General features: G+C 68.5%; 20 protein-coding genes and 1 riboswitch. Of the genes, 8 read left to right on the forward strand and 12 right to left on the reverse strand.

From position 1 onward, the window contains the following. Window positions 1-651, forward strand: a 651-nt coding sequence (locus AOZ49_RS19820; protein WP_054477295.1) for a complex I NDUFA9 subunit family protein, incomplete at its 5' end; no start/stop codon positions are given. A 64-nt stretch (window positions 652-715) separates the two neighbouring features. Here AOZ49_RS19820 and ruvA read toward each other — a convergent pair. The 6 genes from ruvA to AOZ49_RS19850 all read right to left on the reverse strand — a co-directional run bounded on the left by ruvA (window position 716) and on the right by AOZ49_RS19850 (window position 6,178). After that, window positions 716-1,288, reverse strand: coding sequence for a Holliday junction branch migration protein RuvA (ruvA, locus tag AOZ49_RS19825; RefSeq protein ID WP_006393160.1), 573 nt, complete (start codon window positions 1,286-1,288; stop codon window positions 716-718). 95 nt (window positions 1,289-1,383) lie between these two features. Continuing rightward, window positions 1,384-1,932 carry a crossover junction endodeoxyribonuclease RuvC gene (gene ruvC, locus AOZ49_RS19830; RefSeq protein WP_054432892.1) on the reverse strand — a complete coding sequence of 183 codons (549 nt, stop codon included), beginning with the start codon at window positions 1,930-1,932 and terminating at the stop codon, window positions 1,384-1,386. After that, window positions 1,932-3,521 (reverse strand): bifunctional phosphoribosylaminoimidazolecarboxamide formyltransferase/IMP cyclohydrolase, encoded by a 1,590-nt coding sequence (gene purH, locus AOZ49_RS19835; protein ID WP_054432893.1) that lies wholly within the window; start codon window positions 3,519-3,521, stop codon window positions 1,932-1,934. Before purH ends, ruvC begins: the two co-directional genes overlap by 1 nt. A gap of 103 nt (window positions 3,522-3,624) precedes the next feature. Next, window positions 3,625-3,864: a helix-turn-helix domain-containing protein gene (locus AOZ49_RS19840; protein ID WP_006217670.1), complete on the reverse strand. Its 240-nt coding sequence runs from the start codon at window positions 3,862-3,864 to the stop codon at window positions 3,625-3,627. A gap of 36 nt (window positions 3,865-3,900) precedes the next feature. After that, the gene (gene dusB, locus AOZ49_RS19845; RefSeq protein ID WP_054477297.1) at window positions 3,901-4,926 is read right to left on the reverse strand and encodes a tRNA dihydrouridine synthase DusB; all 1,026 of its coding nucleotides are present in this window, start codon (window positions 4,924-4,926) and stop codon (window positions 3,901-3,903) included. A gap of 82 nt (window positions 4,927-5,008) precedes the next feature. Beyond that, entirely contained in the window at window positions 5,009-6,178 is a 1,170-nt protein-coding gene (locus AOZ49_RS19850; RefSeq protein WP_054432895.1) for a UbiH/UbiF/VisC/COQ6 family ubiquinone biosynthesis hydroxylase, read from the reverse strand. A 79-nt stretch (window positions 6,179-6,257) separates the two neighbouring features. Here AOZ49_RS19850 and AOZ49_RS19855 point away from each other — a divergent pair, with 79 nt between their 5' ends. Beyond that, window positions 6,258-6,722, forward strand: coding sequence for a TM2 domain-containing protein (locus tag AOZ49_RS19855; RefSeq protein ID WP_054432896.1), 465 nt, complete (start codon window positions 6,258-6,260; stop codon window positions 6,720-6,722). A 58-nt stretch (window positions 6,723-6,780) separates the two neighbouring features. On the opposite strand, the gene AOZ49_RS19860 is transcribed toward AOZ49_RS19855, so the two are convergent. Further along, window positions 6,781-8,124, reverse strand: coding sequence for an aminopeptidase P N-terminal domain-containing protein (locus AOZ49_RS19860; RefSeq protein WP_054432897.1), 1,344 nt, complete (start codon window positions 8,122-8,124; stop codon window positions 6,781-6,783). Window positions 8,125-8,268: 144 nt separating this feature from the next. Continuing rightward, window positions 8,269-8,423, forward strand: a riboswitch (yybP-ykoY riboswitch). Window positions 8,424-8,502: 79 nt separating this feature from the next. On the opposite strand from AOZ49_RS19860, the gene AOZ49_RS19865 reads away from it, so the two are divergent. The 5 genes from AOZ49_RS19865 (at window position 8,503) to AOZ49_RS19885 (ending at window position 15,693) form a co-directional block, all read left to right on the forward strand. Then, window positions 8,503-9,507, forward strand: a complete 1,005-nt coding sequence (locus AOZ49_RS19865; protein ID WP_006393167.1) for a sodium:calcium antiporter — start codon at window positions 8,503-8,505, stop codon at window positions 9,505-9,507. 455 nt (window positions 9,508-9,962) lie between these two features. Then, window positions 9,963-10,295 carry a hypothetical protein gene (locus AOZ49_RS19870; protein ID WP_054477299.1) on the forward strand — a complete coding sequence of 111 codons (333 nt, stop codon included), beginning with the start codon at window positions 9,963-9,965 and terminating at the stop codon, window positions 10,293-10,295. 420 nt (window positions 10,296-10,715) lie between these two features. Then, window positions 10,716-13,523, forward strand: a complete 2,808-nt coding sequence (gene mgtA, locus AOZ49_RS19875; RefSeq protein ID WP_054477301.1) for a magnesium-translocating P-type ATPase — start codon at window positions 10,716-10,718, stop codon at window positions 13,521-13,523. 92 nt (window positions 13,524-13,615) lie between these two features. After that, entirely contained in the window at window positions 13,616-14,722 is a 1,107-nt protein-coding gene (locus AOZ49_RS19880; RefSeq protein WP_054477303.1) for a porin, read from the forward strand. A gap of 98 nt (window positions 14,723-14,820) precedes the next feature. After that, window positions 14,821-15,693 (forward strand): cytochrome c oxidase assembly protein, encoded by an 873-nt coding sequence (locus AOZ49_RS19885; protein WP_156333331.1) that lies wholly within the window; start codon window positions 14,821-14,823, stop codon window positions 15,691-15,693. A 73-nt stretch (window positions 15,694-15,766) separates the two neighbouring features. Here AOZ49_RS19885 and galU read toward each other — a convergent pair whose 3' ends face one another. Beyond that, window positions 15,767-16,618 (reverse strand): UTP--glucose-1-phosphate uridylyltransferase GalU, encoded by an 852-nt coding sequence (gene galU, locus AOZ49_RS19890; RefSeq protein ID WP_006393172.1) that lies wholly within the window; start codon window positions 16,616-16,618, stop codon window positions 15,767-15,769. Window positions 16,619-16,691: 73 nt separating this feature from the next. Between galU and AOZ49_RS19895 the strand changes: the two genes are divergently transcribed. After that, window positions 16,692-18,200, forward strand: coding sequence for a M48 family metalloprotease (locus tag AOZ49_RS19895; protein WP_231690396.1), 1,509 nt, complete (start codon window positions 16,692-16,694; stop codon window positions 18,198-18,200). Window positions 18,201-18,222: 22 nt separating this feature from the next. Here the strand turns inward: AOZ49_RS19895 and AOZ49_RS19900 are convergent, their stop codons facing one another. The 4 genes from AOZ49_RS19900 to AOZ49_RS19915 form a co-directional block, all read right to left on the reverse strand. Then, window positions 18,223-19,323, reverse strand: a complete 1,101-nt coding sequence (locus tag AOZ49_RS19900) for a YheT family hydrolase (protein WP_054432908.1) — start codon at window positions 19,321-19,323, stop codon at window positions 18,223-18,225. Window positions 19,324-19,335: 12 nt separating this feature from the next. After that, window positions 19,336-19,758: a YybH family protein gene (locus AOZ49_RS19905; RefSeq protein WP_006393176.1), complete on the reverse strand. Its 423-nt coding sequence runs from the start codon at window positions 19,756-19,758 to the stop codon at window positions 19,336-19,338. A 34-nt stretch (window positions 19,759-19,792) separates the two neighbouring features. Next, window positions 19,793-20,005, reverse strand: a complete 213-nt coding sequence (locus AOZ49_RS19910) for a zinc-finger domain-containing protein (RefSeq protein WP_054432911.1) — start codon at window positions 20,003-20,005, stop codon at window positions 19,793-19,795. Between the two features lie 79 nt (window positions 20,006-20,084). Continuing rightward, complete coding sequence (locus tag AOZ49_RS19915; RefSeq protein ID WP_054432913.1) at window positions 20,085-21,005, reverse strand: branched-chain amino acid transaminase; 921 nt, start codon at window positions 21,003-21,005, stop codon at window positions 20,085-20,087. Between the last annotated feature and the right edge of the window lie 117 nt (window positions 21,006-21,122).

Genomic DNA, 21,122 nt, shown 5'->3' on the forward strand with positions numbered 1-21,122 from the left:
GCCCACGTGCACCTGCCGCAGCGCATCGCGCGGGCCTGCCGCCGCCAGGGCGCGCGCCGCCTGCTGCACGTCAGCGCGCTGGGCGCCGATTCCAGCGGCGCCAGCATGTACCAGCGTTCCAAGGGCGACGGCGAGGCCGCCATCAAGCAGGAACTGGCCGACTGGCGCGAGGGCGGTTGGACCATCTTCCGTCCGTCGGTGGTGTTCGGCGCCGACGACAACTTCACCAACATGTTCGCGCGCCTGGCGCGCTGGCTGCCCATGTTGCCGCTGGCCGGCGCGCACGTGCGCATGCAGCCGGTGTTCGTGGGCGACGTGGTGACGGCGATGGTGGCGACGCTGGGCAATACCCACGCCTGGGGCAAGACCTATGAACTGGGCGGCCCGCAGGTCTACTCCCTGGGCGAGATCGCGCGCCTGTGCGCCGGCTGGGGCGGCCACCCGCGCCCGGTGGTCAACCTGCCGATGGGGCTGGGGCGGATGCAGGCCATGCTGTTCGAATGCCTGCCGGGCCGGCCCCTGATGTCGCGCGACAACCTCGATTCGCTGCGCAGCGACAACATCTGCGGCGCGCCGATGGCGCCCGAATTGAACGTGGTGCCGACCGGGCTGGAAGCGGTGGCGCCCGGTTATCTGTCGCCGATACGCTAGCCGGCCACATGGCAGGCCGGCGCCGCCGGGGCGCTCGCGGCCGGGGCGCGCCCCGGCGGCAGCTTCAGCGCACCAGCGCCTTCAAGGCCTGCTTGATGCCGTCCGACACGCCCACGCCTTCGGGCAGGGTCTTCAGCGCGGACAGCGATTCCTTCTCGGAGTACCCCAGCGCCAGCAGCGCGTTCAGGATGTCGGACTGGTTGTCCTGCACCGGATGCGCGGTGGCGCCGATGTCGGCGCCCAGCTTGCCGCGCATTTCCAGCAGCAGGCGCTCGGCGGTCTTCTTGCCGATGCCCGGCACGCGGGTCAGGCGACCCGATTCCTGCAGCGTGATGGCCTGGGCCAGGTCGGCCACCGACAGGCCCGACAGCACCGACAGCGCGGTGCGCGCGCCGATGCCGCTGACCTTGATCAGCTCGCGGAAGGCGCTGCGCTCGCCGGCCGTGGCGAAGCCGTAGAGGATGTGGGCGTCCTCGCGCACGGTCAGGTGCGTGTACAGGGTGACGCGCGCGCCGGTTTCCGGCAGCGAATAGAGCGTGCTCATGGGCACGTCGATGTCATAGCCCAGACCGTTGACGTCCACGCACACGGTGGGCGGCAGTTTCTCGATCAGGGTTCCGGTGATGCGTCCGATCATGGTGGCAGTGGCCTGGCAAAAGAGGGGGCCGCGACAGCCGCGGCGGATGCCGGGATTCTATACGGGTCCGCGCGAGGCGGGGGCGGGGGGGGGGCTCAGCCGAGCAGGCGGCCGTTGCGGATGCGGGTCTTGCCGCTCAGGCTCAGGCGCGTGCCCAGCTGCGTCAGCCGGTCCTGCAGCGGGCCGACGTGGGCGTGGCAGATGGCGCACGCCAGCGCGTCGGCCGAGTCGGGGGCGGGCGTGCCGTCCAGCGCCAGCAGGTGCTGCACCATCATCTGCACCTGCTCCTTGGCCGCGCGGCCGGTGCCCACCACCGCTTTCTTGATCTGCAGCGCGGTGTACTCGTGCACCGCCAGCGAACTGTCGGCCAGCGCGCACAGCGCCGCGCCGCGGGCCTGGCCCAGCAGCAGGGTGGAGGCCGGATTGGTGTTCAGGAAGATGATTTCCAGCGCGGCGACGTCGGGCTGCGTGTCGCGCGCCACCTGGCGCAGATTGTCCAGGATGACCTTGAGGCGCTCGGACAGCGTCAGCGCCGGCGGCACCACGATGGTGCCGCTGGCGACATAGCGCAGCCGCGAGCCGTCGGCATCGATCACACCGAAGCCGGTGCGGCGCAGGCCGGGATCGATGCCGAGGACGCGCATCAGTGGCGGAAGTGACGGGTGCCGGTCAGCACCATGGCGATGCCATGCTCGTCGGCCGCGGCGATGACTTCGTCGTCACGCATGCTGCCCCCGGGCTGGATCACGCAGGTCGCGCCCGCGGCCACCACCACGTCCAGGCCGTCGCGGAACGGGAAGAAGGCGTCCGACGCCACCGCCGAGCCCTTCAGCGTCAGGCCGGCGTTCTCGGCCTTGATCGAGGCGATGCGGGCCGAGTCGATGCGGCTCATCTGGCCGGCGCCGACGCCCAGCGTCATGCCGCCGCCGACGAACACGATGGCGTTGGACTTGACGTACTTGGCGACCTTCCAGGCGAACGCCAGGTCGTTCATTTCCTGCTCGGTGGGCTGGCGCTTGGACACGACCTTCAGGGCGTCGCGCGGCACGTTGTAGGCGTCCGGGCTCTGCACCAGCCAGCCGCCACCGACGCGCTTGACGTCGAAGGCGTTCTGGCCCGTGCCCATCGGCACTTCCAGCACGCGCACGTTCTTCTTGGCGGCCAGGATGGCCAGCGCGGCGCCGTCATAGGCCGGGGCCAGCAGCACTTCCAGGAACTGGGCGCTGACGGCTTCGGCGGTGGCGGCGTCGACCGGGCGGTTGAAGGCGATGATGCCGCCGAAGGCCGAGGTCGGGTCGGTCTTGAAGGCCTGCTGGTAGGCGCCCAGCGTGTCGGCCGCCACGGCCACGCCGCAGGGGTTGGCGTGCTTGACGATGACGCAGGCGGGCGCCTCGAAGCTGCGCGCGCATTCCCAGGCGGCATCGGCGTCGGCGATGTTGTTGTACGACAGTTCCTTGCCCTGCAGCTGGCGGTAGTTGCCCAGCAGGCCGGCGGAGCGCTGCGCGTCGACGTAGAACGCGGCGGTCTGGTGCGGGTTCTCGCCATAGCGCAGGGCCTGTTCCTGCTTGACCTGCAGGGTCAGGGTGCCCGGCCATTCCTGGCGGGCCGGCACGGCGTCCTGCGCCGGTTCGGCCTCGGTCAGGCTGGTCAGGTAGGCGGCGATGGCGCCGTCGTAGGCCGCGGTGTGGGCGTAGACCTTGGCGGCCAGCGCCAGGCGCAGGCCGTACGAGGTGCCGCCGCCCTGATCCATTTCGGACAGCACGCGCGAGTAGTCGACCGGGTCGATCACCACCGTCACGCCACCGGCTTCGGTGCCGTGGTTCTTGGCGGCGGCGCGCAGCATGGCCGGGCCGCCGATGTCGATGTTCTCGACCGCGTCGGCGAAGGTGCAGTCCGGCTTGGCCACGGTTTCGCGGAACGGATACAGGTTGACCACCAGCATGTCGATGCGATCGATACCGGCCGCCTTGATGGTGTCCATGTGCTCGGCGCTGTCGCGGCGGGCCAGCAGGCCGCCGTGGATCTTCGGGTGCAGCGTCTTGACGCGGCCGTCCAGGATCTCGGGCGAGCCGGTGTGGGCGGCCACTTCGGTGACGGTCAGGCCGGATTCGGCCAGCAGCTTGGCGGTGCCGCCGGTCGACAGCAGGCGCACGCCGCGCGCGGCCAGCGCGCGGGCAAATTCAACGATGCCGGTCTTGTCGGACACCGAAAGCAGGGCGGTTTCGATTTTCATGGTGAGGGACGGGAGTGGGGCGCGGGCGCCTGTCTCGCTTCAGGTCGGGATGGGAAATCTGTCATGCGGGGCGCGCCAGCCGGCCCGCCCGCGCGGCGATGCGCTATACCTGGATGTTGTGGGCCAGCAGTTTCTTGCGCAAGGTGTTGCGCGTGATGCCCAGCATTTCGGATGCCCGCGACTGGTTGCCGCCAGACCGTTCCAACGCCACTTCGAGGACCGGGCGCTCCACGCAGCGCATCACCATGTCCCACATGTCGTGGGGCTCGGATTCACCCAAGTCTTCGAAATAGCGCTCCAGGCTGGCGCGCACGCATTCTTCCAGGACATCTTTCTTGCTCATCGGAGTACAGATATTTTTATGTTGGTGTTGAGGCGGTTATGCCGCCAGCAGGGCTTTCGCGACAGGCGCCGGGTTGGGGTTGCCGTCACGGGAAAGATTGAGGAACCATTCCGACACCGCCCGCCACTGGTCGCGGGTGTTGTCGATGAGGTTCATGCGGTCGCGGAACGAGTCCGCATCCGGCAGGCCGTCCAGATACCACCCTATGTGCTTGCGCGCCGTGCGTACGCCGGTGTGTTCGCCATAGAAGCGGTAGTGGTCGTCGAGATGTTCGAGCAGCAGTTCGCGCATTTCCCCATAGCTGGGAGGGGCCAGTGTTTCGCCCGTGCGCAGGTAGTGGTCGACTTCGCGGAAGATCCAGGGACGGCCCTGTGCCGCCCGGCCGATCATGACCGCGTCGGCGCCAGTGTAATCCAGGACGCGCCTGGCCTTTTCAGGCGAGTCGATATCGCCATTGGCGATCAGCGGGATTTTCAGCTCGGCGCGGACGGCGCGGATAGTGTCATATTCCGCCTCGCCCGTATAGAGGTCGGCGCGGGTGCGTCCATGCAGTGTCAGGGCGGCGATGCCGGCGTCCTGGGCCAGCCTGGCCACGCGCAGGGCGTTGCGGCTGTCGCGGTCCCAGCCGGTGCGGGTCTTGAGGGTGACCGGCACCCCCAGCGGCGCGCAGGCCTCGACCACGGCGTCCAGGATGCGGACGATCAGGTCCTCGTGGCGCAGCAGGGCGGACCCCGACGCCACATTGCAGACCTTCTTCACGGGGCAGCCCATGTTGATGTCGATGATGCGCGCGCCCTTGTTGGCGTTGAACACGGCGGCCTCGGCCATCATGGCCGGGTCGGCGCCGGCGATCTGCACCGAAATGGGGGCGATCTCGCTGTCATGGTTCAGGCGGCGCGAGGTCTTGACGCTGTCCCACAGCTTGGGGTTGCTGGCGGCCATCTCCGAGACGGCGTAACCGGCCCCCAATTTCTTGCAAAGCTGTCGGAAAGGACGATCCGTCACGCCCGCCATGGGCGCGACCAGGACATTGTTGGGAAGGGTCCACGGGCCTATGCGCATGGTCACATTTTAACCGGCTCGATCGAACCCTCTTTTTTCGGCCGCAACAGCTTGGTAACAGGCGGACGAAAAAAGGGGAGGATCAGGCCCGGAAACCCTGCAGCAGGTGGCGGGCCAGCGGGGCCCGCAGGGGCGCCGCCAGGTCCAGGCCCAGCAGGGCCAGGCCGCAGGCATGCTCGACCGGCGCCAGGCCGGTGGCGAAGATGCGCGGCATCAGGTCGGTGAGGCCGGCGGTGACGATCCGGTCGACCTGGCGCGCGCGGCCGAAGTCGGCCAGCGCCGCGGCCGGGTTGGTATCCGGGGCGGGCAGCCACGCGCCCAGGGTCTGGGCCAGCCGGCCGGCATCGCGCAGCCCCAGGTTCAGGCCCTGGCCAGCCACCGGATGCAGCGTCTGCGCCGCGTTGCCGATCGCCGCCACGCGGCCCTGCACCAGGGCGCGCCGGGCGCTCAGCGCCAGCGGGAAGACGTGGCGCGGCGCCTGGCACGACAGGCGTCCCAGGCGGTCGCCGAAGGCCGCCGACAGCGCCCGCGAGAAGGCGCCGTTGTCCAGCGCCGCCAATTCGGCCGCGCGATCCGGCGCGCTGCACCAGACCACCGAATAGGCGTCCGGCGTCTGCGGGTGCGGCAGCAGCGCCAGCGGCCCCTCGGGGGTGAAGCGTTCCCAGGCCCAGCCGCGGCGCGGCAGGGTGGCGTGGGCGGTGGTCAGCAGGGCGTGCTGGCCGTAGTCGCGGCGCACGTCGCTGGCGCCGGCGCCGTCCGACTGCACGGCGACCCGGCAGGTCACGGCGGCGTCGCCCAGGCGGATGCGCACGCCGTCGGCGTCCTGGCCGTCGATCGTGGCCGGCGGCCCCGACAGCAGGGTCACGCCGCTGGCGGCCACGCATTCCTCCAGCTTGGCGTGCAGCGCCGAATAGGCGACCACGCAGCCCAGCTGCGGCACGTCGAAATCGGTGTTGCGGATCACGCTGCGGCCCAGCCGGCCGCGCTGCGAAACGTGGATGTTGAGGATGTCCGCCGCCTTGGCGGGCCAGGCGTGCAGCGATTCGAGCAGCACCCGGCTGCCGTGGTTCATGGCCAGCACGCGCGGATCGGCCGCGGGGATGGCGGCGGCGGGCGTCACGGGCGCCGGGCTGGCGCCTTGCAGCAGGGCGATGCGGGCCGGATCCGGCGCCACGCGCGCCAGCATCAACGCCAGGACACGCCCCACGGGGCCGGCGCCGAGAATCGCAATGTCGAAGGCGGAGATAGTCATGCCGCGATTTTACCTGTCCACTACAATCCGGGTCTGCCGGCGCGGCTTGGCGCCCGGGACCCTTTACCGGTTGATTGATATGACGCAGCTCGAGGCTTCTTCTTCGCTGTCCGCCGCAATCCCGCGCCGCCCCCGCGGCAAGGTCGCCGTCGGCCTGCTGGCCTGTCTGTTCGGCTGGCTCGGCGCGCACTGGTGGTACCTGGGCCGGCGCCATGCCTGGCTGGTGACGGCGCTGGCGCTGCTCAGCCTGTTCTGCGCGTTCCGCTACTACCCGGTCTGGTACGACAACCCGGCCTTCTTCCTGCTGTTCATCCCGATGATCGACGGCTTCATCGAGAGCGCGGTGTTCTCACTGATGCCGGACGAGAAGTTCGACCGCCTCTACAACCCCGGGCTGCCGCCGTCCCCGAAGACAGGATGGGGGCCGGTGCTGGTGGCCATCATGGCCTGCCTGGTGGGCGCCACCGTGTCGATGTTCGCGATCGCGATGGTGGTGGTCTACGTGTGGGTGGCGATGGGCTGGCTGGACGGCCTGACGCTGTAGGCCGGGGCCGCCATCACGGGCGCGGCCGGCGCCATGCCGGCCCGCGCGCGCCGCCCGCTCATTCGCGCATCAGCGCCTCGATCTCGCCGGCCTGCACCGGCACGCCGCGGGTGATCAGCTCGCAGCCCTCGTCCGTCACCAGCGCGTCGTCCTCGGTGCGGATGCCGATGTTCCAGTAGGCCTCGGGCACGTCGTCGGCCGGACGCACATAGATGCCCGGCTCGATCGTCAGCATCATGCCGCTCTCCAGCTTGCGCCACGGACGTTCCGCGCCGGGCGTGCCGCCCGGCTGGCGATAGTCGCCCACGTCGTGCACGTCCAGGCCCAGCCAGTGGCCGGTGCGGTGCATGTAGAAGCGGCTGTAGTCGCCCGACTCGATCACGCCATCCAGCGACCCCTTCAGCAGTTTCAGGTCCAGCATGCCCTGCGCCAGCACCCGCACCGCGGCCTCGTGGCCGTCGTTCCAGCCGCGTCCGGGCGCGGTCGCCTGGGCCGCGGCCTCCTGCGCCGCCACCGTCAGGTCGTACAGCGCGCGCTGCGGACCGCTGTAGCGGCCGTTGACCGGGAAAGTGCGGGTGATGTCGCTGGCGTAGCTGTCGACTTCGCAGCCCGCGTCGATCAGCACCAGGTCGCCGTCGCGCAGCACCGCCTCGCCGGCCGGGTAGTGCAGCACGCAGGCATTGGCGCCGGCCGCGACGATGCTGTTGTAGGCCACCGCCTGCGCGCCATGGCGACGGAATTCATACAGCAGTTCCGCTTCCAGTTCGTATTCGCGCATGCCGGCGCGCGCCGCCCGCATGGCGCGCGCATGGGCGCCGGCGGAGATCTTGGCCGCGCGCCGCATCGCGGCGATCTCGCTGGCGTCCTTGATCAAGCGCATCTCGGCCAGGATCGGCCGGATGTCCTGTTGCCGCATGGGCGGCTGATGGCCGCCGCGGCTGGCCTCGCGCGCCGCCGCCAGCCAGCGGTGCAGGCGGCCGTCGGTGCGCTTGTCGCCGGCCAGCGGCGCGTACAGGGTCGGCTGGTCCAGCAGCAGCTGGGGCGCCAGTTCATCGAGCGCGTCCAGCGCATGCGCGTCGTCGAAGCCGAAATGCTCGGCCGCGGCTTCCGGGCCGAAGCGGCGGCCCTCCCAGATCTCGTGCTCGATATGGCGCGGGCGGCAGAACAGCAGCGCGCGGTCGGTGGCGCCTGCGATCAGCACCAGCCAGGCGCCGGGCTCGGTGAAGCCGGTCAGGTAGAAGAAGTCGCTGTCGTGCCGGTAGGGATATTCGGCGTCGCGGTTGCGGATGGCCTCGGGCGCGGTGGCCAGGATGGCGATGCCGCCCCCGTCGGCGCGCATCCGCTCCATCAGGCGCTGGCGCCGGGCGGCGAAGGGGGCGATATCGACGGGAGGCAGGCTCATGAGGGGCAGGGGGGCGCGCGGCCCGGCGGGAAGCTGAGATGCCGTTTACTTTACTCGCCGTGCCGCAGATGCGACAGTCCGCGCCCATTTCCCCGCCGCGGGCGCGGATTCATTGGACTGTCATGGACGCGCTGCTACAATCGCCGCACTGTCATTGGGGAGTAGCCATCCTTTGTCCCCAAAGGAGTTAGCGTCAACAGACTTGGTGGTTCGGTACCGCGTAGCGGTCGCCAGAACTCCATGGCGCTAACGGTCTCCATGTCGCGGCCCGCCCGCGCATGGATCAGCCAGGCGAGACCTTTGGCCGCGTTGCGTTCACCCTAGCCGGGCGAGCCGCAGCGTCGCGCCAATTGGTTTCTGCTCGTCCGGCTCGTCTATATGTTGCTCACCCTGTTCCTGTTTTTCCTGTCCGCGGCAGTGATCTATCTCGCCTGCGAATTCTTCGTCAATGGCGTCGAATGGGTCGGACATCGCTTCCAGCTTGGCGCCACCGCGACCGGCACCGTGCTGGCCGCGTTCGGCACCGCCTTGCCGGAGAGCGCCGTGACCTTCATGGCCGTGGTGTTCGGCGAAACCCCCGAGCAGAAGGACATCGGCGTCGGCGCCGCCATGGGCGGCCCGCTGGTGCTGGCGACGCTGGCCTATGCCGTGGTCGGCCTGGCCCTGTGGCGCGCACGCCGCGGCCAACCCGCGCAGGCCAACTGTATCAACGCGGACCAGCGCCGGCTGGCCCGCGACCAGGCCTGGTTCATGGGCATCTTCGTCTTCAAGGTCGGGCTGGGCCTGCTGGCCTTCGCCTGGAAGCCCTGGCTGGGCATCCTGTTCCTGGCCACCTATGGCCTGTACATCAAGCGCGAGCTGAGCAACGATGAGGAATGCATCGACTGCGAAGACCTCGAGCCGCTCAAGCTGCGGCCGCGCGACGACAATCCGTCGATGTTCTGGGCCGCGACCCAGACGCTGCTGGCCCTGGTCGTGATCGCCGGCGCCTCGCACGTCTTCGTCAACCAGATCGAGGTGCTGGGCATCGCCATGGGCGCTTCGCCGCACGTGGCCGCGCTGCTGCTGGCGCCCGTCGCCACCGAACTGCCCGAGATCATGAACGCCCTGATCTGGGTGCGCCAGGGCAAGGAACGCCTGGCGCTGGCCAACATCTCCGGCGCCATGATGATCCAGGCCACCATCCCCAGCGCGCTCGGCATCTTCCTGACGCCCTGGCTGCTCGACGGTCCGCTGCTGGCCGCCGGCCTGTTCACCATGCTGTCGATCGGCCTGCTGTGGCTGCGCTTCCGCCGCGCCGGCATGAGCGTGCCGGCGCTGTCCGCGGTGGGCGGTTTCTATGCCTTGTTCGCGGCCTACCTGGGCTGGCATTTCTACGCCTGACGGACGCGGCTTGGGTTGGAAGGCGCGGGGTGGAACGGCCCCGCGCCTTTTTTGCACAAAAGCGGCCTTTTCTGCCCATAAACCTTGTCCATCAGTGGAAACCCGCGTAAAATTCCGCCCGTTATCCATCCCAGGAGCAGTCTTCGTGAATACCGATTCCGGCGAAAGTAGTCGATCTTGCATCGACGTCGCTGTTTGACAGGACCACGCAGAACTCCGTCTGCCGCAGCCTGTTGAACAGGTTGCGGTTGTATCCCAAGCCCCGGGCTTCTTTCCGGGCGGCAGTGCAGGCCCACGGCTTGCCGGGATTCTCCCCAACGTAAACCGCCAGAACCGCCGCTAGTCGCAGCGCCCGCGTTCGTGCACGCCTTTTTCGTGCCCGCCCGCCATGCGCCGTGTGCCTGCGTGCGCGCGTATGCGCGAAAGCCGCTCCCCATTACGCAATGGAGGCCGCTATGCGTTTCTTCGACTTGTTCCTGCGCCGCGCCGGCGTAGACCGCCCCACCGCCATGGGCCGCCGCCGCGGCACCTCGCGCCTGACGGTCATCTGCCCGCGCGACGAACTGGGCGCCCTGCGCAAGCAGATCTGCCTGGACTTCAGCGCGGCCGGACTCGACGTGTCGCAAGTGCAGATCGACCAGGGCCGCGACCCCAACATGGCGTCGGCCTGCATCACCGTGAACTGCCCGCCCGAGCTGCGCGGCGAACTGATGTCGCAAGCCCGCCGGCTGAGCGCCAACCCCGCTGTGCGCCACGTGCATTTCGGCGCGCAACCGCTGGCGGCCTGACGCCGCCGCCCGCCACCCCAGGAGAGACCATGCCCAGTGCCTTAGACCCCGAGCCTCGATTGCGCCTTGTGCGCGGCGCCGGCCTGCCTGTCTGACCCGTCCTCTCCCTTGCGAGCCGACTGGCCGGATAGTCACCCGGTCCGTACGGAATCCGCAGCCCTGAACCCCCGGCCAGGCCCGCTCGACGCGCGCCGGTTCCGCCGGCCCCGGTTCTTCCGCTAGTTTCCCGTTCCGCCTTCCGCACCCGGCGCGCCTCGACGCGATCCGGACACCGGCAACATCGCCCCGGTGCCTGCGCACGCCTGTACGTGGCGGAAACGGCCTGCCCTGAGCAGGCCGCGGCCCCGTGCTGCCCGCGCAAAGGCATGGCGGCGGCCAGCCCGTGTCTTCCAGAACAACACCAATAACGGGAACACTCCGATGTTCAAATTCCTGAAGACCTTCTTTTCCTCCGCGGCCGGGCTGCGGCGATCGGGGCGCCACTTCCGGCGTTCCCCCATGCTGGAGCAGGGCGGCGGGCAGCTTGCCGCTTCCGCCGACTCCTCCGATGCCGCGCGCCGCGCCAACCGCCGCATGCTCGATGTGGCGCGCATGGATTTCGACGCGCTGTTCTCGATGTTCCGCAGCGGCCGTGGCGGCCTGTCCGAAGCCCAGGCCGATGAGGCCCGCGCCCGCTACGGCGCCAACGAAGTCGATCACGAAAAGCCGCTGACCTGGTACGCCCACCTGTGGCAGTCGTTCCGCAATCCCTTCAACCTGCTGCTGACCGGCCTGGCCTCGCTGTCGTGGGTGACGGACGTGTACATGGCCGAGCCCGACGACCAGTCCTGGAAGGGCGTCATCATCATCGGCTCGATGGTGGTGATTTCGACGCTGCTGCGCTTCGTGCAGGAGCGGCGTTCCAATCGCGCCGCCGAGGCCCTGAAGGCCATGGTGCAGAACACCGCCACGGTGCTGCGCAGCGACGCCGCCGGCATGGCTGAGGGCGACGCGCGGCGCTTCTTCGGCGCCACGCTGCACGCCTCGGGCTCGCGCCAGATCGAGGTGCCGCTGGCCGAACTGGTGCCGGGCGACGTGGTGCTGCTGTCCGCGGGCGACATGATCCCCGCCGACTGCCGCATCCTGGGCGCCAAGGACCTGTTCGTGGCCCAGGCGGCCCTGACCGGCGAATCGCTGCCGGTCGAGAAATACGCCATGCAGCGCGTCGAGACCGCCAACGCGCTGGAGCTCGAGAACATGGCCTTCATGGGCACCAACGTGGTCAGCGGCTCCGGCACCGCCCTGGTGGTGGCGACCGGCTCCGGCACCTACTTCGGCCAGCTGGCCGGGCGCGTGACCCAGACCTCGCGCATGCCGACGCAGTTCCAGCAGGGCATCAACCGGGTCAGCTGGGTGCTGATCCGCTTCATGCTGGTGATGGCGCCCATCGTGCTGCTGATCAACGGCTTCACCAAGGGCGACTGGCTCGAGGCGCTGCTGTTCGCGCTGGCGATCGCCGTCGGCCTGACGCCGGAAATGCTGCCGATGATCGTCACGGCCACGCTGGCCAAGGGCGCGGTGCGGATGTCGCGCCGCAAGGTGGTGGTCAAGCGGCTGGACGCGATTCAGAACCTGGGCGCCATGAACGTGCTGTGCACCGACAAGACCGGCACGCTGACGCAGGACCGCATCGTGCTCGAGCGTCATACCGACGTGTACGGCGCCACCAGCGACGACGTGCTGGCCTATGCCTACCTCAACAGTTACTACCAGACCGGCCTGAAGAATCTGCTCGACGTGGCCGTGCTGCGCCATGCCGAAGTGGAGCGCAAGCTGGACCTGGCCGCGCGCTACCGCAAGATCGACGAGATCCCGTTCGACTTCTCGCGCCGCCGCATGTCGGTGGTCGTCAGCGAAACCGAGAACGGCCGCGAGCATCATGAACTGATCTGCAAGGGCGCGCTGGAGGAAATGCTCTCCGTGTGCACCCGCCTGCGGGTCGGCAAGGACGTGCATCCGCTGACGGACGCGCGCCGCGCCGACATCCGCCGCGTGACCGCCGACCTGAATCGTGACGGGCTGCGCGTGATCGCCGTGGGCGTGCGCGAACTGCCGCCCACCCAGCAGGCCTATGGCGTGGCCGACGAGGCCGAGCTGGTGCTGGTCGGTTACATCGCCTTCCTCGATCCTCCCAAGGAGTCCACCGGCCCGGCGCTGGCCGCGTTGCGCGCTTCCGGCATCGAGGTCAAGGTGCTGACGGGCGACGTCGAACTGGTGACGCAGAAGGTCTGCCGCGAAGTCGGCTTCGAGGTGCGCAAGGTCTACCTGGGCGCCGACATCGAGGCCATGGACGACGGCCGGCTGGCCGTGGCGGTGCGCGAGGCCAATGTGTTCGCGCGCCTGACGCCGGCGCACAAGGAGCGCATCGTCCGCATGCTGCGGGCCCAGGGCAACACCGTGGGCTTCATGGGGGACGGCATCAACGACGCGCCGGCCCTGCGCGCCGCCGACGTCGGCATTTCGGTGGACTCGGCGGTGGATATCTCGAAGGAAGCCGCCGACATCATCCTGCTGGAAAAGAGCCTGATGGTGCTGGAGGACGGCGTGATCGAAGGCCGCAAGACCTTCTGCAACATGCTCAAGTACCTGAAGATGACCGCCAGCTCCAATTTCGGTAACGTCTTCTCGGTGCTGGTGGCCAGCGCGTTCCTGCCGTTCCTGCCGATGCTGCCGATCCACCTGCTGCTGCAGAACTTGATGTACGACATCTCGCAGACCGCCATTCCCTTCGACAATGTCGACGAGGAACTGCTGAAAAAACCGCAGCAATGGGACCCCGCAGGACTAGGTCGATTCATGGTGTTCTTCGGCCCGATCAGCTCCATCTTCGACATCACCACCTACGCGCTCATGTGGTACGTATTCCAGGCCAATGCGCCCGAGCACCAGACGTTGTTCCAATCCGGCTGGTTCGTCGAAGGGCTGTTGTCGCAGACGCTCATCGTGCATATGATCCGCACACGCAAGATCCCGTTCCTGCAAAGCCGCGCCGCGTGGCCGTTGATGCTGATGACGGTCATGGTGGTCGGACTGGGGTTGTTCCTGCCGTTCTCGCCGCTGGCCGAGTACTTCCAGCTGCAGGCGCTGCCGTGGAGCTATTTCCCCTGGCTGGTCGGCATCCTGCTGAGCTACTGCGTGCTGACCCAATTGCTCAAGGGCATCTGGGTGCGTCGCTATGGCTGGCAATAGTCACTATTGATACACCTGGCGGCGGGCAGGCGCCCGCCGCGGATTCAATACCTCCGGTGGTGGCGGCGCCACCCCGGATTCTGGAGAGAAGCATGAAAATCTCGACTGTTGCCACGACGCTCATGGCGGGCGCCGCCTGGCTTCCGCTGGCGGCCAATGCGGCCGGTGATGGCCCGGGCATCCAACTCTACGGCGTGGTCGATGCGGGCATCGCCACCACCCATACCTCCGGGCAGGGCACCCACAATGGCGTCCTCAACGGCGGCTTGACCGACTCCCTGTGGGGCCTGCGTGGTTCCGAGGACCTGGGCGACGGCTGGAGCACCCGCTTCCAGCTCGAAAGCGGCTTCGACCCGTCCACCGGCAAGCGCGCCGACGACGACCGCATGTTCAACTACGGCGCCTGGGTCGGACTGGCCCATGACAGCTACGGCGACCTGCGCCTGGGGCGCCAGTACACCGTCGGCAAGACCTACGGCAACGCGCTGGAGCTGGCCTCCTGGAAGGAAATGGGCATGGGCGCCACCTTCAAGGCCTCGGACAACTACCAGTTCAGCAACCTGGTCAACTACTACACGCCCACCTGGCAGGGTTTCCAGGCGGGCATCGGCTATTCGTTCGACGCCGACGACAGCAACCGCTTCAAGACCGCGGCCAACAACCGCGCCCTCAGCCTGGGCCTGAAATACGAGGAAGGCCCCTTGCTGGCGGTCGCCACCTGGGACCAGCTGCGCCTGGCCGAGCCGATCCAGGGCAGCAGCGGCCGGCCGCAGGCGGTGCAACTGGGCGCTTCCTATGACTTCGAGGTGTTCAAGGTGTCGGCGGGATGGTCGCGCCAGCGCAACGGCTACGTTGGCCTGGACGGCGGCGATCCGGACAACCTGGGCCGGAACCTGGGGCCGGCGGCCTTCGCGCGCGGCGGCACCGTCGACGCCTGGCTGCTGGGCGCCAGCGTGCCGGTCGGCCACGGCGCCGTGGTGGTGCAGTGGTCGCTGGCGCGTCCCGACTGGAAATGGGAGGACGGTTCGAGCGCGCGCAATGCGCAATTGGTGACATTGGGGTATACGTATGACCTGTCGCCGCGCACCACGCTCTATGCGTTCGCCGGCTACACGTCCAATTACACCCTGGACAACCAGTTCGACCCTGGCCATTCCCACACGTCGCGCTTCGGTACGGGTATTTCGCACCGGTTCTGAGCCGTACGGGGGACGGCCGGGTCTACTACAATCGACCCGGCTGCGTGTTCCGGCCCGCTCAGGCCCGGGCACGCCACGCCCCCGTCGGCATTTTCCGGATGACCCGCATGGACAGTCTCGAATGGCTCATACCCTGGGAGTTCTCTCCCACGCTGGTGGCCTCCTTCCTGGTGGCCATCGTGCTGTTCGTGCGCGGCCAGCGCGTGCATCACGTCACGGGCGCGCGCCGCGCGCTGTTCTGGCTGGGCATGGTGCTGCTGTACCTGTCCATGCACACGCGCCTGGACTACTACGCCGAGCGCATGTTCTTCATCCACCGCATCCAGCACCTGGTGCTGCATCACCTTGGCCCGCTGCTGGTGATGGCGGCCTTTCCCGGGCAGGTCATGCGCGCCGGGCTGCCGATGTCGTGGCGCATCCGGCTGCGTGACTTCCTGCGCACCGGCGCCGGCCGCGCCACCGTGGCGGTGCTGACCAACAAGATCTTCGTGCCGACCCTGTTCGTGTTCCTGGTGCTGGTCTGGCTGATTCCGTCGGTGCAGTTCTATTCCATGCTCGACTGGCGGCTGTACCGCGTGATGAACTGGTCGGTGGTGATCAGCGGCTTCATGTACTGGAACCTGATCCTGGACCGCCGGCCCGCGCCGCCGGCCGCGATGACGCCGGGCGGCCGGGTGATCTCGCCGATCCTGACCATGCTGCCGCAGATGGTGGCGGGGGCGGTCATCGCTTTCACCGAAAGCGACATCTATCCCCTGTTCGAGCTGTGCGGCCGCGCCATCGCCATGTCCGCGCAGACCGACCAGACCATCGGCGGCCTGACCATGTGGATCCCGGCCGCGCTGGTCGAGGTGATCGGCCTGATGGTGGCCCTGGGCACGTTGATGCGGCTGTCCGCCAAGGGGCGCCTGCGCAAGGCCGACCGCGATGCCATGGCGCGGGCCCGCGGCCGCCGCGCGGCCTCCGCCTAGACGCCCGCCCAAAAGTCCGCGAGCGCCACAGGGGCGCTCGCTTCCGATGCTGCGGGAGGGGGCGCCAGCCGCCTTATTGCGGCAGCAGGCCGTGGTACTTCCGGCCCAGCGCCACCGTCGCCTCGAACATCCCGGCCTTGTTGCCACAGTCGTAGCGCGTGCCTTCGTAGCGGTGGGCGTACACCGCGCGCTCGCGCATCAGCGAGGCGATGCCGTCGGTCAGCTGGATTTCGTTGCCCGCGCCGCGCTTGGTCGAGCGCAGGTGGTCGAAGATCGCCGCTTCGAGCACGTAGCGTCCGACCACCGCCAGCGTCGAGGGCGCGTCCGCCGGATCGGGCTTTTCCACGATGTGGGTCACGCGCTCGGTGCGGCCGTCGGCGTGGCTGTCGTCCGCCTGGGCGGCGACGATGCCGTACTTGCGCGTGTCTTCGCGCGGCACGTCCTGCACGCCCAGCACGCTGGCGCTGCGGGCCACGGCCACGTCCACCAGCTGCTTGATGGACGGCGTGTCGGCGTCGATCAGGTCGTCGGCCAGCAGCACGGCGAAGGGCTCATCGCCCACGGCCGGGGCGGCCGACAGCACGGCATGGCCCAGGCCCAGCGGGGCCGACTGGCGGATATAGAGGCAATTGACGTGGGCAGGTAGAATGCCCCGCACCATTGCCAGAAGCTCATGCTTGCCCTTGCTTTCGAGATCGGATTCGAGCTCGGGAGCGGAATCGAAATGGTCTTCGATGGCGCGCTTGTTGCGGCCGGTAACGAAAATCAGGTCGGTGATGCCGGCGGCGACGGCTTCTTCAACGGCGTACTGGATCAGCGGTTTGTCGACGACGGGCAGCATTTCCTTGGGCATCGCCTTGGTGGCGGGCAGGAAGCGCGTACCCATGCCCGCGACAGGAAAAACGGCTTTACGGACGGGGCGCATTGAAACCTCATAAGGGGCAATCGGTGAAACATTTTAAGCGCATCGCTATCATAGGTTCATGAATCGCAGAAAAATGCCATCCATTTGCTCGATTGCGCAGCGGGGCGCGGTCGTCGGACTCTGTGTCGCGCTGGTCGCGCCGGCCCTGCCGGTCACGGCCTGGGCCCAACCCGTGGGGCTGCCGTCGATGGGCGCCGCTTCCTCGGCGGAGCTCTCGCCCATGCTGGAGCGCAGCCTGGGCGAGGCGATCATGTCGCAGGGCCGCCGCGACCCCACCTATGTCGATGATCCCGAACTCAGCCAGTACCTCACCACCATGGGGCGCAAGCTGGCGGCCTTCGCGCCCGGCGCGGTGCCCGAGGTCGAGATGTTCGGCGTGCGCGATCCCGAGATCAACGCCTTCGCCATGCCGGGCGGTTTCATCGGCGTCAATACCGGGCTGATCGTCTCCTCCGGTAGCGAGTCGGAACTGGCGGCGGTGCTGGCGCACGAAATCGGCCACGTGGTCCAGCGCCACATCGCGCGCGGCATGACGCAGCAGAGCCAGAACAGCATGGTCATGCTGGCGAGCCTGGCGGGCGCGCTGCTGGCGGCGCTGGCCGGCGGCGGCGGCAACCTGGCGATGGGCGTGGCCGCGTTTGGCCAGGCCGCCGCCATCAACCGCCAGCTGGGCTTTTCGCGCGATGCCGAACGCGAGGCCGACCGGGCCGGCTTCACCATGCTGACCAAGGCCGGCTACGACGCCCAGGGCATGGCGCAGATGTTCTCGCGCCTGATGAATGCCTCGCGCCTGAACGAAGGAGCGGGCGGCGGCTCCTGGGCCAGCACCCACCCGTTGTCGATCGAACGCATGTCCGACGTGCAGAACCGCGTGCGCTCGCTGCCGCCGTCGCGTCACGTCGACAGCGACGACTTCTGGTACGTGCGCGCCAAGATGCGCGTGGTGCAGGGCCGTGACGCGGTCAGCCTGCGTTCGGCCACGCAGCAGCTGCAGGACGAGGCCCAGGCCCTGTCCGGCGTGCGCCGCTCCGCCGCCTATTACGGGTTGGCGTTGCAGGCGTTCCAGCGCAACAACCTGGACGAGGCCGAACGGCAATTGGGCCTGGCCGCCGCCGACGGGCGCGATTCGGCGCAGATGGCCAAGCTGGCCGTCGACATCGCCCTGGCGCGCAAGGACAACCGGCGCGCGCTGGAGTTGGCGCAGGCCGCCACCAAGCGCTGGCCGGAGCAGCGGGCGCTGGGCATCGCCTACGCCGCGGCCTTGCAGAGCAACGGCCGCCACGCCGAGGCCCAGGACTACCTGCGGGGCAGGATCAAGCAGTGGGGCAGCGACGAGCCCAGCCTCTACCAGATGCTGGCGCACAGCGAAGAACGCACCGGCAAGCCGGTGCAGGCGCGCCGCGACCTGGCGCGCTATTACGTCCTGACCGGCGCCTTCGCGGCGGCGGAATCGCAGCTGCAGCAGGCGCGCGGCATGTCGAGCGATTTCTACGAGCAATCGCAGATCGACGTGCAGATCAAGGAAGTCAAGGACAAGCTGGCCGAGGAACGCCAGCTGCTGGAACGCTTCAAGTCGGGCTGACGCCGCGGGCGCCGCCCGGCGCCTACAGCCCGGTCTCGAAGAAGCGGCCCAGCCGTTGCGGCAGCCAGCCCAGGTGGGCCGGAAAGGCGCCGGTCGGAAAGCCCGCATGGCCGCCATCGGTGGGCTGGTGCAGCAGGATGGTGGGCGAGCACTCGTCCGGCTTGGGCAGCGCGCTGGCCGGGATGAACGGATCGTTCAGCGCGTTCAGCACCAGCGTCGGCACCGAGATGCGCGGCAGCCACGGCTTGCTGGACGCCCGCGTCCAGTAGTCGAGCGCATTGCGGAATCCATGCATCGGCGCGGTGTAGGCGTCGTCGAAGTCGCGCAGGTCGCGCGCGTGGGCGATGCGCATCACGTCGATGGCGCCGGGGTAGCGGTGGGCCTTCTCCAGCACCTTGTGCTTGAGGGTCTTGAGGAAGTGGCCCGTGTACACCTTGCGGTTGAAGAACCCGGTGGACAACGTCTTGCCGCAGGCCACGAGGTCCAGCGGCACCGAGACGCCCGCGCAGGCCGTCAGCCAGCCGGTGTCTTCCTGGTGCTCGCCCAGGTATTTCAGCAGTGCATTGCCGCCCAGCGACACGCCCACGGCGTGCCAGCGCGCGTGTGGAATGCGGTTGCGCACCGTGTTGAGCAGGAATCCGACCTCGGCCGAATCGCCCGAGTAATAGGCCCGCGCCAGGCGGTTGGGCACGCCGGAGCAGCCGCGGAAGTGCGCGATGACCACGATCCAGCCGCGCGCCCGGAAATGATGCGCGATGGATTGCGCGTAGCGGCTGGTGCTGCCGCCCTCCAGGCCGTGGAACAGCAGCAGCGCCGGCGTGTCGGCGGTCTGCGGCAGCGACTTCCAGTCGGCGTCGGTCATCCAGCGCGCGGCGGCGGTCTTGCCGTTGGCCACGGGCTGCTGGCCGCTCACGGGCGCGCCGTCGGCCGCCTTGTGCGGGAACAGCCCCGGCCCGGTCCAGTCGAAATCGACGAAATCGGTATCGGGCGTCTCGACCCGGTCGCGCACGAAGGCGATGCGGTGGTACTGCGCGAACAGCGCGGCGTACACCGTCTGGGCATCGCCTCCGGGCAGCCAGGAGGGAACAGGGCAGGGCGTTGTGTCGAAACGTGCAGCAGCCAAAGTCGACCCGGATCAGTGCAGCATGTCGGGCACGTCGTGCAAGTCGAGCACCCCGGCTTCGGTGGGCGCCGACGAGGCGTGATGCATGACCATGCGCCAGCCCGTGGGACCCTTGTGATAGATGTTGGTGGCGTAGCAGTTGGCGAACTGCGTGCCTTCCCGCGTGCGCACCGCGACCTGCTCGACCAGCACGTGCACCGCGCACATCATGCTCAGCATGACCAGCGGGCGCAATGGCCGGATGTGCAGCGGTCCGTTCGCCAGCACGTGCTGCCAGGACTCGTGCACGGCCGAGTGGCCGACGATGCGCAGGCCTCCCGGGTGGATGCAGACGACTTCCTCGTCGTCCGCCCACACTTGCATCAGGCGGACGGTGTCCCCCTGCTCAAGGGCTTCGTAGAACGCGTGTTCTGCTTCTTCGGGCGTGGCGAACATGATGGCGGGACGGATGGCTGTTGGGCGGCGGGTCTCAGTGGTGACCGTGCAGCACGGTGCCGGGCTTGAGCTTGTACTCGGCGCCGCAGTAGGCGCAGCGCGCCGAGCCGTTGCGGGCGACGTCCAGGAAGACGCGCGGGTGCATGCTCCACAGCGGGGCCTTGGGACCCGGACAGAACACGGGCAGGTCTTCGGCGCCGACTTCGATGACTTCGTGGGGGGCGGCGGCCGGGGCAGCGGCGGTCATGGAATTTCCTGAATAAAAAATACCGGTAAATCGGTAGGTTGGGGCAGTAATGCCGCCCTGCCGGGCAGGGCGGCGTGGATCAGACTTTGCTCAGCCAGTGATGGTACTTCGGGTTGCGGCCATTCACCATGTCAAAAAACGCTTTCTGCAGCTTCTCGGTGATGGGGCCGCGGCGGCCCGAGCCGATCTGGCGGTTGTCGACCTCGCGGATCGGCGTGACTTCGGCGGCGGTGCCGGTGAAGAAGGCCTCGTCGGCGATGTAGACGTCGTCGCGGGTCAGCCGCTTGGTCACCACGCGCAGGCCGAAATCGGCCGCCAGGGCGTGGATGGTCGAGCGGGTGATGCCGGTCAGGGCGGAGGCGATCTCGGGTTCGCACAGCACGCCGTCCTTGACCAGGAATAGGTTCTCGCCGGAGCCTTCGGCCACGAACCCCTCGGTGTCCAGCAGCAGGGCCTCGTCGTAGCCGTCCTGCAGGGCCTCGGTGTTGGCCAGGATCGAGTTGGCGTAGGTGGTGGCGACCTTGGCGCGCGGCATGGTCACGTTGACGTGCTGGCGGGCGAACGACGACACCTTGACCCGGATGCCCTGCGACAAGGCTTCTTCGCCCAAATAGGCGCCCCAGGGCCAGGCGGCGATCGCCACGTGCACCTTGGCGCCCTTGGGCGACACGCCCATCTTTTCGGGGCCGTAGAACACCAGCGGGCGCAGGTAGCCGGATTCGAGCTGGTTCTCGCGCACCACCATCCGCTGGGCTTCGTTGATCGTGTCGCGATCGAACGGCATGGGGATCTGGTAGATGTGCGCCGAATTGAACAGGCGGTTGGTGTGGTCTTCGAGGCGGAAGATGGCGGTGCCGATCTCGGAGCGATAGGCGCGCACGCCCTCGAATACCGACAGGCCATAGTGCAGGGAGTGCGTCAGCACGTGCGTGGTCGCGTCGCGCCAGGGCACGAGCTTGCCGTCATACCAGATGAAGCCATCGCGGTCAGCCATCGACATGGTTTGCTCCCTCACTAAACCTGAGGGCCGTATTGTATCAAGCGACGAGGTTACAATAGCGCTCCATTCGTGCACCGGCGCGGTGCCTGCTGGCGTCCGCGGGCCCGGCAGGCTAGC

This window comes from Achromobacter sp. 2789STDY5608615, assembly GCF_001298995.1.
GTDB lineage: Bacteria > Pseudomonadota > Gammaproteobacteria > Burkholderiales > Burkholderiaceae_B > Achromobacter > Achromobacter insuavis.